The organism is Nitrosomonas ureae (assembly GCF_900108305.1).
Classification (GTDB): Bacteria; Pseudomonadota; Gammaproteobacteria; order Burkholderiales; family Nitrosomonadaceae; genus Nitrosomonas; species Nitrosomonas ureae_B.
In genome coordinates this window covers 34,380-47,394 of sequence record NZ_FNUX01000006.1, presented here as the reverse complement: position 1 = coordinate 47,394, position 13,015 = coordinate 34,380, and the positions used below count along the sequence as shown (strand labels likewise).

General features: G+C 47.3%; 12 protein-coding genes. 10 read left to right on the top strand and 2 right to left on the bottom strand.

The genetic code is table 11. The features are described from left to right. The first annotated feature begins 158 nt into the window (after positions 1–158). The 4 genes from C4S39_RS05155 to C4S39_RS05140 all read left to right on the top strand — a co-directional run bounded on the left by C4S39_RS05155 (position 159) and on the right by C4S39_RS05140 (position 3,315). The gene (locus C4S39_RS05155; protein ID WP_103965978.1) at positions 159–1,025 is read left to right on the top strand and encodes a CheR family methyltransferase; all 867 of its coding nucleotides are present in this window, start codon (positions 159–161) and stop codon (positions 1,023–1,025) included. A gap of 4 nt (positions 1,026–1,029) precedes the next feature. Next, a complete protein-coding gene (cheD, locus tag C4S39_RS05150) occupies positions 1,030–1,641 on the top strand; it encodes a chemoreceptor glutamine deamidase CheD (protein ID WP_103966057.1) in 612 nt (203 codons plus the stop codon). A gap of 36 nt (positions 1,642–1,677) precedes the next feature. Beyond that, a complete protein-coding gene (locus C4S39_RS05145; protein ID WP_103965977.1) occupies positions 1,678–2,757 on the top strand; it encodes a protein-glutamate methylesterase/protein-glutamine glutaminase in 1,080 nt (359 codons plus the stop codon). Positions 2,758–2,820: 63 nt separating this feature from the next. Continuing rightward, positions 2,821–3,315, top strand: coding sequence for a C40 family peptidase (locus tag C4S39_RS05140; protein ID WP_103965976.1), 495 nt, complete (start codon positions 2,821–2,823; stop codon positions 3,313–3,315). A gap of 130 nt (positions 3,316–3,445) precedes the next feature. Here C4S39_RS05140 and C4S39_RS05135 read toward each other — a convergent pair whose 3' ends face one another. Next, positions 3,446–4,021: a sugar O-acetyltransferase gene (locus C4S39_RS05135; RefSeq protein ID WP_103965975.1), complete on the bottom strand. Its 576-nt coding sequence runs from the start codon at positions 4,019–4,021 to the stop codon at positions 3,446–3,448. An 863-nt stretch (positions 4,022–4,884) separates the two neighbouring features. Here C4S39_RS05135 and C4S39_RS05125 point away from each other — a divergent pair. Genes C4S39_RS05125 through mnhG form a run of 6 tightly spaced genes read left to right on the top strand, consistent with a single transcriptional unit; the run spans position 4,885 to position 10,978 of the window. After that, positions 4,885–7,800, top strand: coding sequence for a monovalent cation/H+ antiporter subunit A (locus C4S39_RS05125; protein WP_103965973.1), 2,916 nt, complete (start codon positions 4,885–4,887; stop codon positions 7,798–7,800). Then, positions 7,800–8,144: a Na+/H+ antiporter subunit C gene (locus tag C4S39_RS05120; RefSeq protein WP_103965972.1), complete on the top strand. Its 345-nt coding sequence runs from the start codon at positions 7,800–7,802 to the stop codon at positions 8,142–8,144. Before C4S39_RS05125 ends, C4S39_RS05120 begins: the two co-directional genes overlap by 1 nt. After that, positions 8,141–9,778, top strand: coding sequence for a monovalent cation/H+ antiporter subunit D (locus tag C4S39_RS05115; RefSeq protein ID WP_103965971.1), 1,638 nt, complete (start codon positions 8,141–8,143; stop codon positions 9,776–9,778). The genes C4S39_RS05120 and C4S39_RS05115 overlap by 4 nt, the downstream gene beginning before the upstream one ends. Before the next feature lie 14 nt (positions 9,779–9,792). Continuing rightward, a complete protein-coding gene (locus C4S39_RS05110) occupies positions 9,793–10,278 on the top strand; it encodes a Na+/H+ antiporter subunit E (protein ID WP_103965970.1) in 486 nt (161 codons plus the stop codon). After that, positions 10,275–10,556 carry a K+/H+ antiporter subunit F gene (locus tag C4S39_RS05105; RefSeq protein ID WP_103965969.1) on the top strand — a complete coding sequence of 94 codons (282 nt, stop codon included), beginning with the start codon at positions 10,275–10,277 and terminating at the stop codon, positions 10,554–10,556. Before C4S39_RS05110 ends, C4S39_RS05105 begins: the two co-directional genes overlap by 4 nt. Further along, positions 10,553–10,978: a monovalent cation/H(+) antiporter subunit G gene (gene mnhG, locus C4S39_RS05100; RefSeq protein ID WP_103965968.1), complete on the top strand. Its 426-nt coding sequence runs from the start codon at positions 10,553–10,555 to the stop codon at positions 10,976–10,978. The genes C4S39_RS05105 and mnhG overlap by 4 nt, the downstream gene beginning before the upstream one ends. A gap of 391 nt (positions 10,979–11,369) precedes the next feature. Here mnhG and C4S39_RS05095 read toward each other — a convergent pair whose 3' ends face one another. After that, the gene (locus tag C4S39_RS05095; RefSeq protein WP_103965967.1) at positions 11,370–12,332 is read right to left on the bottom strand and encodes a universal stress protein; all 963 of its coding nucleotides are present in this window, start codon (positions 12,330–12,332) and stop codon (positions 11,370–11,372) included. Between the last annotated feature and the right edge of the window lie 683 nt (positions 12,333–13,015).

Below are 13,015 nucleotides of genomic sequence, written 5' to 3'. Positions count from 1 at the left end.
ATAAAAATAGCCTGAACTCTGCCGCAATATCAACATGTTGCGTCGTGTCATTTTAGCCGATTATGAAGCTGTCGCTGTCAAAGAAGTAACCTGGATTTTGGTTTGATGTTGAATAATTATCGCGAAATAGCATTTTATCTTATTTGTGGATGGAAATTATGGGGTTAATAACAGATATCGAAGATAACTCTGATAGTAAAGTGCGCGAATATAATTTTACTCAGACTGATTTTGAACGTGTTAGAAAGCTGATATACAAGCATGCGGGTATTTCACTTTCAACTGGTAAGCAGAACATGGTGTATAGCCGGCTTGCCAGACGGTTACGTGCGACGGGTTTTGATAGTTTTGATGAATACCTGGACTATTTAGAACGCGGTAATCCGGAAGAGTGGGAAGCATTTACTAATGCCTTGACAACGAATCTTACCGCCTTTTTTCGTGAACAGCATCATTTCCCCATTCTCGAGCGGCATGTGGAAAAGCGCAAGAATCGCGACAAAATTCAACTCTGGTGTAGCGCCTCATCGACTGGTGAAGAACCATACTCAATGGCAATGGCAATGGTGCAAGCATTCAAGTCATATACCCCGCCCGTACATATTCTGGCTACGGATTTGGATACAAATGTGTTGGCAAAAGCTCAAATGGGCATTTATCCGTTGGATAAATTGGAAAAATTACCTAAGGAAAAACTTAAGCAGTTTTTTTTGAAAGGTAAAGGTTCTCATGATGGTTCGGCAAGAGTTCGTCCCGAGTTACGGAATATGATTACCTTCCGGAAATTGAATTTGCTTGATGATAATTGGCCAATTCGAGGTCCATTTGATGCGATATTTTGCCGCAACGTAATGATTTATTTTGATAAAAAAACGCAATACAAAATTTTGGAAAAATTTGTGCCATTGTTAGCCTCTGATGGATTGTTGTTTGCTGGGCATTCTGAAAGTTTTCAACACGCTATTGATTTATTTAAGTTGCGTGAGAAAACAGTTTATGAATTATCTAATCGGAAAAGGCAATAATCGTATGACTGAGATCCTTGATGATCAAATTGCGAGCAATTTATATTTTGACAAAAGCTTTAATCATCAAGCTGTCAAATTGTTGCCAGGCGAATACTATGCTACTGATAAAGACATGCTTTTGGTAACTGTGCTGGGTTCATGTGTTGCAGCTTGCATACGTGACTGTTATAGCGGTATCGGTGGCATGAATCATTTTATGCTTCCAGATGGTGGTGCGGATGCGGGCAATCCCTTGAATGCTTCAGCCCGCTATGGCACGTATGCGATGGAAATATTGATTAACCAGTTGCTCAAACTGGGTGCTCGCAGATGTAATCTTGAGGCTAAAGTATTTGGTGGCGGAAATGTTCTGGATGGATTGACGGTTGCAAATGTTGGCCAGAGGAATGCAGATTTTGTTTTGAAGTTTCTGCAAACTGAAAAAATAAAAGTGGTGGCACAAGATTTAGTTGATATATTTCCGCGCAAAGTCTATTTCTTTCCAAGAAATAATAAGGTAATGGTAAAGAAATTACGGAATACTCGTAACATAACTATTTCCGAGCGTGAAAAAGATTATAGTCAACGTTTACGCAAAGTCGAAAATGGTGGGGAAATAGAATTGTTTTCTTGATTGAATCTACTTCTTGCATTTCATTGAGTTCATAATATGAAAAAAATTTCAGTTTTGGTCGTTGATGATTCAGCACTTATTCGTAAGTTATTGAGTGAAATTATTAATAGCCAACCAGATATGGAGGTTATTGGAGCCGCAGCTGATCCTTTGGCGGCACGCGAAATGATACGAGCTATGAATCCTGATGTGCTGACATTGGATGTTGAAATGCCTAAAATGGATGGCATTGATTTTCTGGAAAAATTAATGCGGTTGAGGCCTATGCCCGTTGTCATGGTTTCAACGCTGACCGAGAAAGGCTCGGATGTAACTTTTCGTGCGCTTGAATTAGGTGCAGTTGATTTTGTGTCTAAGCCTAAAATTGATATTGTGTCGGGGTTGAAAGAATATGGCAATGAAATTGCGGATAAAATTCGTATAGCCAAGTCGGCCAGGCTTAAGCGGCATATGTCTATACCAGTTAAAAAAAGCGCTACTGCGGATGCCGTTTTACCGGTTGTGTCAAATCGCATTTCATCAACCGAAAAGTTAATTATAGTAGGTGCCTCTACTGGTGGAACGGAAGCGATTAAAGAATTTCTGATTCGCATGCCACCTGATTCTCCGGGCATACTCGTGACGCAGCATATGCCGGAAGGATTTACCCAATCATTTGCTAACCGCATGAATAGTATATGTAAGATATCAGTTACTGAAGCTCAGGGAGGGGAGAGGATATTGCCGGGGCATGCTTTTATTGCGCCAGGTCATTCGCATTTGTTACTCAAACGTAGTGGTGCGAATTATATAACTGAATTAAATCATGGAGAACCAGTGAGTCGACATAGGCCCTCAGTTGATGTACTATTTCGTTCAGCAGCAAATTGCGCAGGAAAAAATGCTATTGGCGTGATTCTAACGGGTATGGGAAAAGATGGTGCTGCAGGAATGCTGGAAATGCACAGGGCGGGAGCCTATAATTTTGCTCAAGATGAAGCGAGCTGTGTTGTTTTTGGAATGCCCAAAGAAGCCATTGCAGCAGGGGGAGTTAATGAGATTATTTCATTAAAAGATATGGCCAAATGTGTTCTATCAAAATTATCCAGCATGGGGTCGCATGGTAACCGTATTTAGCTTCTTTATTTCTTGGTTTTTGATTTAAGGTAAAGGACGAATTCAAGGAGAAAGTACATCTCAATGAAAAGGTCTGTTTCTCGATTTATAATTTTTGTTGGCGTAAGTTTCTTGGTTGGTTGCGAATCAATTCAGGAACGGTCTGCTTACAAACATAATTCTAGCTCTTCTGTAAATAAGTCATTAGGTTACAATAACATGAGAAAAGCGCTCTATTCTCATTATAATGAATGGCAGGGTGTGCGTTATCAATATGGTGGATTGAGCCGGCAGGGAATTGATTGCTCGGGTTTTGTGCATTTGACGTTTAAATCTAAACTTGGTGTGAATTTACCAAGAACAACGTGGATGCAAGCAAAAATTGGGCAAGAAATTAGAAAGAATGATTTAAGAGCTGGAGACCTGGTGTTCTTCAGAACCGGTAAAGCATCAAATCACGTAGGAATTTATCTGGAGAAAAATAAATTCTTGCATGCATCTCAAAAGAAAGGCGTCACAATATCAAGGCTTGATCATGTCTATTGGAAATCCAATTACTGGAAGTCCATTCGCATCTAAATTTGAAATTAAATTAAATTACATTAATTTCTACTCAGCTCCTGAGAAAGACAAGAGACATCCTATACCTAGGGTCGTTATTACTGTGAAGGGTGTCTTATTTGGCGCAGAATAGAACAAAAATTGCAGATTATGTCCCCTCCGATGCTTCGAGGGGAAGTGTGCGAATAACGCGGGCTGGATTTCCTGCCGCAATTACATCGGAAGGAATATCACGGGTGACCACACTTCCCGCACCGATGACTGATCGATCGCCGATGGCCACTCCAAGGCAGATTATCGCGCCGCCACCCACCCAAACATCAGAGCCAATGGTGATCGGCTTTGCCGATTCGAGCCACTTGCGGCGCTCAGCGGCACTTATTGGATGGGTTGCCGTGTAAATCTGCACTGAAGGGCCAAAGAGCACATTACTGCTGATAGTCACCGGCGTGACATCAAGCACAACGCAGTTGAAGTTGAAAAAAACCTTTGTACCCAGAGAGATGTTCGTGCCGTAGTCGCAGAAAAAGGGTGGCTGGATCCAGGCATCCGTTTCCTTTCCAAAGAGCTCAGCAAGCAAACGCTGTCTCTCCTCCTTTTGATTCTCGCGCGTAGCATTGAACAACAAGCAAAGATCACGGGAACGGTCACGTTCCCAACAAAGTTGTGGGTCGAGCGGGTTGTAAAGCTCACCTGCGAGCATTTTCTCTTTTTCACTTTTCATAAACATTCCATTTATTTTCTACCAGCCTGTGCAGTTATGTCCGTTCCCTATCAAATGCTGCGTCTGAACCAGATTATTTTTCCAATGATGTTAAGGGATCTGATGGCTGATTCATGTACTTCCTCGAGTCACAGTTACGATTATCACCTTAGCATAACGTTTCCATTGATTCTATTTTGAATCCGTTCAACCCACTACAACGAAGATGGTTCGCCAAAATCCTGACGTAGTGAACGTGGATTGGGATGTTTCAGAGCGAAACACAAGTTTAACGCCCCTGACAAAAATAGCGATGCCAATTGTGTTAACATTCGGAAGATCGCATGAAATCAGAAAGTGCAAATAAAGCATTTTCAGTCGCCATGTCACTGTATGCGAATGCCTTCAATTTAGTAAGGAAATTCGTGAAATAGTAAATCGTGGCCTGAAAGCAAGATCTTCATTTGAAGAAATGGAAAAACAAGTATTACTGTTAAGCCATGAAAAAGGATGCGGCACGCATACAGCAGTACTATGCCGATCTGCTTGTTGTTCAGACCGATAAATTCCATTTTTGACAGTACATATCGCCCAAAGCCGGTGCGCTGGCTTGCGCAGAATCATTTCCCATGATATCACGTAAACTGATTCGGCTTGTCAGCTGTGCCATTGCAAGTGTGACGAACTATGGCCATCTGAATGCAGTGCGGAAAGAGCGGCTTGGATAATGTTGCTTTACAAGCATCTCAGATTCATATTCCGGCACAAGTTTTAGTATTTTGCAAAATATCAGTTTTCCGGAATGATATGATATCCCCCGCCATTTTTATACTGCCAGATCGTATGGACAGCGACGAATCGAAATCGAATTATTTACCTGACGAATGAATGACGAAAATCTCCTTTTACTCCTGATTCTGATTCCCTTCATAGGAAGTGCATTAGCCGCGATAGTGCCAGTGAATGCACGCAATGCAGAGGCATGGCTATCAGGTAGCGTTGCAATCGTAGCATTTGCAATCGCTGCTTATCTTTATCTCTCCGTCGCAGATGGGGGAGTCGTGCGTTATACGCTCGAGTGGTTGCCTGAGCACGGTCTAAATTTCATGCTTAGATTAGATGGTTTTGCATGGATGTTCTCAATGCTGATTACAGGCATCGGTTTCCTCGTCGTGCTTTATGCGCGTTATTACATGTCTCCGAAGGATCCGGTACCACGCTTTTTCTCTTTCCTGCTCGCCTTCATGGGTGCAATGCAGGGTATGGTAATCTCAGGCAACCTCATTCTGCTGGTGATCTTCTGGGAACTCACCAGTATCTTCTCGTTTCTCCTGATTGGCTACTGGCATCACAACGCCGCTGCACGCGACGGTGCACGCATGGCATTGATTATTACCGGTATCGGTGGACTTTGCCTGTTGGTCGGTCTGCTTATCATTGGTCATATCGTCGGCAGCTACGATCTCGATGTGGTGCTGGCAGCGGGCGATAAGATTCGTGAGGATGACCTCTACGTTCCCGCGTTGTTGCTTATCCTGATGGGTGCGCTAACCAAGAGCGCGCAATTTCCGTTCCATTTTTGGCTGCCCAACGCGATGGCGGCACCGACACCCGTATCCGCTTATCTACATTCAGCGACGATGGTCAAAGCCGGCGTATTTCTTCTCGCAAGGTTGTGGCCGGTCCTATCTGGCACCGAGGAATGGTTTTTCATCGTCGGGCTCGCCGGTATGAGCACATTATTGCTGGGTGCCTATTTCGCTATCTTTCAACAAGACTTGAAGGGCTTACTCGCTTATTCGACTATCAGTCACCTTGGCCTGATCACTACACTGCTCAGCCTTGGCAGTCCACTGGCGGCAGTGGCGGCTATTTTTCATATGATGAACCATGCAACCTTCAAGGCGTCGCTGTTTATGGCTGCCGGTATCATCGATCATGAAGCGGGCACGCGTGACATGCGTAAGCTCAGCGGTTTGTTCAGCTTTATGCCGATCACCGCCACACTTGCAATGGTAGCCAGCGCGGCTATGGCCGGCGTGCCGCTTCTCAACGGTTTTTTGTCAAAAGAAATGTTTTTCTCTGAAGCACTTGAAGAACACTCCGACTCTATACTTGATGGTGTCCTGCCTTATGTCGCCACAATCGCGAGCGCATTTGCGGTCACCTATTCCGTACGTTTCATTCACACCGTCTTTTTCGGTCCCAAACCAACCGGTCTCTCCCGTGAGCCGCACGAGCCGCCGCACTGGATGCGATTGCCGATCGAGTTCCTGGTACTCGCCTGTCTCATCGTCGGAACCATTCCCAGCCTGACTATCGGTCCCTATCTGCATACCGCGGTGATATCGGTGCTGGGTGAGCGCACACCGGAATATAGCCTCGCCGTGTGGCACGGCATCAACACGCCTTTGATCATGAGTGTAACGGCGCTTGCTGGTGGTGTGCTTCTCTATCTGGTGCTGCGGAATTACCTTACCCGCTGCGAGGATGGTCCGCCCGGCGTACGCAACTTCAAGGGGCAGCGTATCTTCGAACGGCTTCTTGTTACCATCTCCTGGCGTTGGCCGCTCTGGATGGAGGAATGTTTCGGTACATACCGCCTGCAGCCACAATTGTGGCTCGTAGTTTTTATTGCTTTCATTGCCGGTCTCTGGCCGTTTCTCACTACGGATCTCAACCTTGGCTTACCAACGCTTGACGGAATTGATCCTGCCTTCGCGACGATTTGGGCTATTGGCATCGTCTGTGCGACCGGCGCCGCCTATCAAGCGAAGTATCACCGGCTGGCCGCACTGATCCTGATGGGTGGTGTGGGGCTCGTTACCTGCATTACCTTCGTCTGGTTCTCTGCTCCCGACCTGGCAGTCACGCAACTGCTGGTCGAGATCGTGACCACGGTTCTCATCCTGCTTGGCCTGCGCTGGCTGCCGAAGAGACTGGAGGAAACTGATGATTCCACCACGCTGATAGCGCACATGCGTCGATATCGCGATTTCTCACTCGCAGTCGTCTGCGGAGGTGGTATGGCGATAATCGCCTATGTGATGATGACCAGTCCGTTACCTGAGACTATTGCCGATTTCTTTTTGCAGAGAGCTTACGCCGAAGGTGGCGGCACCAATGTTGTCAACGTCATCCTGGTCGACTTCCGCGGCTTCGACACATTCGGTGAAATTACTGTGCTGGGTATTGTGGCGCTTACTGTCTTCGCCCTCCTGCGGCGTTTTCGCCCTGCATCTGACAGCGTCGAAACACCGGAACAACAACGCATACAGAACGCCTTCGATGACGACCATCCAGACCGTAAAGTTGGCGAAACGGTATACAATTATCTGATGGTACCCTCGGTGATCATGCAATGGATGTTTCCATTCATCGTTCTGTTGGCCGCCTATCTCTTTCTCCGCGGCCATGATCTGCCGGGTGGCGGATTTGCGGCCGGCATCGCCATGGCGATCGGCTTCCTGCTGCAATATCTCGCGGGTGGAACACAGTGGGTGGAAGACCGTCTGCGTATCTTGCCGCTACGTTGGATCGCCCTCGGTCTGATACTGGCGGCATTCACCGGAATGGGATCCTGGCTGTTCGGATTTCCCTTTCTCACCAGCCATTTCCAATATCTGGATGTACCACTGATCGGAAAGGTTCCCATCGCTAGTGCGCTATTCTTCGATCTTGGTGTATTCTCACTGGTCGTCGGAGCAACTGCCCTGATTTTGATTGCACTGGCCCACCAATCGATTCGCAGCCACCGGGTGCGTACCACCGAGGCCGTGAAAGCAGAGGAGGACGCTTGATGGAACTGGTTCTGTCTATTGGCATCGGCGTGCTGGCCGGATCGGGTATATGGTTGCTCCTTCGTCCACGTACCTATCAGGTTATCATTGGATTGTCGCTGCTTTCCTACGCCGTCAACCTGTTCATTTTCAGCATGGGACGACTCACAATAAATGCGCCGCCCGTGATCAAGGCCGGTACCGAAATCGATCCTGCCACCTTCGCCGATCCGGTACCGCAGGCGTTGGTGCTGACGGCAATTGTCATTGGTTTCGCCACGACTGCACTCTTTCTCGTTGTTCTGCTGGCGTCGCGCGGCCTGACGGGAACCGATCACGTGGACGGAAAGGAATCTGAACGATGAGACTGGACCCGGAACACCTCGTTATCGCGCCAATTTTGATTCCGTTTGTCGCCGGTGCATTACTGCTTTTTTTTGACGATCGCGAACGGCGACTGAAAGCGATCGTATCGATCCTGTCAGTTATTGCATTGTTTGTGATATCAGTTGCACTCCTGCGCATTTCTCATACTGACGGTACTGCTAATGAAGGACGGGTCGCAGTCTACCTGCTTGGTAACTGGCCCTCGCCCTTTGCTATCAATCTGGTACTTGACCGCCTGTCGGCAATGATGCTCATGCTTACTTCGGTACTTGCCATTTCCACACTGATCTTCTCGTTTGGACGCTGGCACAGGGCCGGTCCACATTTCCACACTTTGTTCCTGTTGCTTCTCATGGGGCTTAATGGTGCATTCCTTACCGGCGATCTGTTCAATCTCTTTGTCTTCTTCGAGGTAATGCTCGCTGCATCCTACGGCCTGGTGTTGCACGGATCAGGCTTGCTTCGGGTGAGAGCAGGCCTGCACTATATCGCTATTAATCTCGCTGCCTCGTTGTTGTTTCTGATCGGAGTTGCCTTGATCTACGGCGTCACCGGTACACTCAACATGGCCGACCTTGCTATGCGCATTCCAAAGATCGATGAAGAAAACCGCATGATGCTGGAGTCCGGCGCAGCCATTCTCGGTGTGGCTTTCTTCATAAAAGCGGGAATGTGGCCGCTGAGTTTCTGGCTGCCAACGACTTATGCCGCAGCACCGGCACCAGTGGCAGCTATCTTCGCCATCATGAGCAAAGTCGGTATCTATGTGCTGCTGCGCCTGTCGCTGCTTTTCTTCGAAGAAACACCAGATATGCCGGGCGGCTTTGGATCTCAAGTATTCTTTTTTGGTGGCATGGCAACCATTGCCTTTGGTGCCATCGGTATTTTGGCCTCACAAGGATTGGGCCGCCTTGCCGGTTTTTCGGTACTGGTTTCCTCTGGAACGCTGCTGGCAAGCATAGGACTTGTACAGGTCGATGTTACCGCAGGCGCCTTGTTTTATCTTGTAAGCTCTACCCTGGCGATCAGCGCATTCTTCATGCTGGTCGAACTGGTGGAAAGAGGACAGAACGCGGTTGCGAATGTCTTGGCTATTACCATGGAGGCTTTTGGCAAGAGTGACGAAGAAGAGGAAGAAGAAGAGGAAGAAGAAATAGTCGGTGTTGCCATTCCGAGAACAATTGCCGTACTAGGCATCAGCTTTGTCGCCTGCAGCATCCTGCTGGCAGGTTTGCCGCCGCTTTCGGGTTTCATCGCCAAGTTCGTTATACTCACAGCCATGCTCAACCCCGAAGGATTAGGGCAGGGCAGTGCAATCCCGGCAGCATCATGGTGGCTCGTGGCGCTGCTCATCCTGTCCGGCCTCTCTGCCTTGATCGCCATGGGCCGAGCCGGTATTCGTGCCTTCTGGGCGCCGCCGGTGGAAACCTCGGCACCGCGTGTGCTTCTCATCGAGATCGTGCCGGTAGCTATGTTGCTGTTTATGACGCTGATACTTACTGTTCAAGCGGGACCGGTGATGCGCTTTATGGAAGCCACGGCAATCAGCTTACATGCACCACTATCCTACATTGAAGGCGTGATGGAGATACCTCATACTGTACCGCAGTAATTGGAGATGAAAAAATGAGCAAAATACTTCCTTATCCACTACTGACTATTTTTTTGATCATTATGTGGCTGCTGCTGACCAATTTCTCACTGGGCCAGTTCCTGGTTGGTACCATCTTAGCGTTTATCGCTGTGCAGGGTCTGGCCGCGCTTCACCCCGCCAAGCCGCGGCTCAGGCGCTGGGATTTGCTATCCAAGCTGATTGCTATCGTACTCTACGATATCGTGCGTTCCAATATTGCAGTAGCGAAGATCATCCTGCAGGGGAGTAAACGAGAGCGGATATCCGGTTTCATGACCATACCGCTCGATTTGCGCGATTCGTCCGGTCTTGCCTTGCTTTCGGTCATCATAACAAGCACGCCCGGTACAGCCTGGATAGACTATAATTCCACGCAGGACACGCTGCTGTTGCACATTTTCGATCTGGTAGACGAAACTGCCTGGCGTAATCTGATCAAAAACCGCTATGAACAGCTTTTGCTGGAGATATTTGAATGAGTGTCACTATCCTATTTTGGGCTGTTACCATTGCACAAATAGCACTGGCAATCGCCATGGTGCTGGCATCAGTGCGAATGATTAAGGGGCCACGCGCACAGGATCGCGTGCTGGGGCTTGATACGCTCTATGTCAACTCGATGCTGCAGCTGCTCGTCTTCGGCATACGTACCGGCAATACGCTTTATTTCGAGATTTCGCTGATTATTGGCGTACTGGGTTTCGTGGCCACTGTAGCGCTCGCTAAATTCCTGATGCGTGGTGAGGTAATCGAATGAACCATGCCGCTCACCTTCCTCTCTGGGCGGCGCTGCTCGTCGCTATTTTTCTGCTCATCGGCGCGGGACTGGCATTGATCGGTTCCTTCGGATTCTATCGTCTGCGCAATTTTTATGATCGCATTCACGCTCCGACACTGGGTACGAGTTGGGGAACAGCGGCCATCGTGATGGCATCTATGATCTGCTTTAGCGTACTGCAATCACGGCTCGTTCTGCACGAGCTTCTGATCGGTGTCTTTGTCACGGTTACGACACCAGTCACACTGATGCTGCTGGGTCGTGCCGCACTCTATCGCGATCGCTCTGAGGGTAATCCGGAAGTGCCAGCCATAAGCACACCCAAAGGCAGGCTTGACAAGCCGCAGCTGACAAAAGAATCGGAATCCGTACCTCACAATTCAAAGAACATGAATGACTGATCATTTCTGAATAAAGCGGGTACTTCTGATTGTTAAAATATCGAGAAATCAGGAGAGAAAATGAGTCGTAAAACATCCCAAAAAACTTATGCCACTGAATGATGTATGCTGATTTTCAGGGAATCCGAAGTTTCATGAAATGAAGAGAAGAAATGGAGGATGGAGATGGAGAAATACGATCCAGGCCTCATAGGGGAAATTTGTCTTATTGAAAGACAATTCGATATTTATGCCACATAATCAAACGCATCAGAGGCTTACTCTGGCTCATCCTGTTTTTGTAGCAGAATCCATAGGATTATGACGTCAATCGATATTGAAAAATTCCGGATATTGGCACCGGAAGGATTTCACTTAGGCTAGTTGCGTAAATGCAATCGCTGTTAATCGTTCAAAGTTGAACGGGCGAAACAAAGCCGGGAGGTTTAATTGCAAGCACGGAACATTGTATCTGTTCGAGAACAGCTTCAGCGGTATTTCCAATGAGCAAACCCGCGATACCTGTCCGGGCGACCGTGCCCATGACCACCAAATCAGCATGCAACTGTTTTGCTATCTCGGGTATGACGGTAGCGGCAACCCCCCGGCGCATATGAAATTCAGGAGAAAGATAGTCGCTGTTGTCTTTGCCGATGCGCTCTATCAATTGTTGCCGTAGGCGGTTATAGGCCCTCTCATGGCTTGAACGTACGCCTTCGACATAGGTGGCGCTCGCTTCCCGCGAGTCGTTAGCCCAGGTACGTAACATCGCCTCAGCGGGAGCATCCCAGACATGAATTGCATGCAGCGAGGCAAAGTCGGAAAGTGCGAGAGAACCAGATAGTCCAAGTATTTGTTGATTAAGATCCTGCTCTATTGTATCTGGCATATCCGGATTGAAATCGACAGCGGCGAGTATATGTTCGTACTTGGATTTTTCCTCTTCGCGTGTTAACCATACCGGGCACGGGCAGTTGCGCAGCAACTGTATGTCGTCGCTGCCAAACAGTCGCTCGATAAAACCCGGATTCTCAGCAGGCTTGATCAGCAAATCGTGGCCGTTGCGTAAAACAGCTCGAATAACTTCGAGAAAAGTTGTTCCCACCAGTACATCAAGCCGGATGTCGAGATGTTTCTTGTAAGGTTCGATTAGTGCTTCGAGCATTTTGCGACGCTCGCTTACTATAGCGGACTGCACTTCATTAGATATCGGCCTGCCATACGGCAGATCGATATCGGCTGCGATGACTGGAGCTACATCCATGACGGTCAAGTTTCCCTGGTTGTTTTCCGCCAGCGACACGGCTCGCATGATTGAGGTTTCCTGATTCACAGCATTTTCGGACACGTAAAGAATATTTCCGAATAAATTCATCCTGATTGACTCCTCTTTTCTAAACAACTAATGTTGTGCCCCTTTGAATAGAACAGACACTGCCTTTCACATAAGCTTATCCTGTTTAAGCATAAATTGCATTAACGCCTAGGCAGGGGAGATATTTCCTAAACTAAACTTAAACTACGTATGATTATAGAATATTTTTATTACTGGAGATTGTTCAAAAATGCACAGTAACTTTACCTGCTATTTGCCCCGGCTAATCTCTATAGCCTATGTCACATAAAATGATTCAATTTTAAAGAGTTGCTCAACAGTTTGTTTTTGTTGTTTTCTGATTGCTTTGGCTTGTGTGATTGCATTTTGAATATCCCGCCTTTTGTGAAAGATTGCGTTATCCATGATCACGACTGATACTGGCGGGAGCTTTTACAACAGATTGTGCACCATCCAGCCGAAAAAAGTATCTGCATCAATTGTGGACACATCAGGATATGATCCAAGGCCAACCATATTACGCCGCCCATCAGATCGCCTGTAACGTAGAATCCAGCTCATTGCCATTAGCAATCTACAATCAGCTCTAAACCTTTGCCGTCATACTTCGTTTCCTCCGGCTTTGCAGTCCATATGGTTCCTCCAAAATTCCTGTACAAAAAATCTGATGAACTGAGTGGTCTGTAACCTGTAAATCTTCGAGGGTAAATTATTTTGTTCTA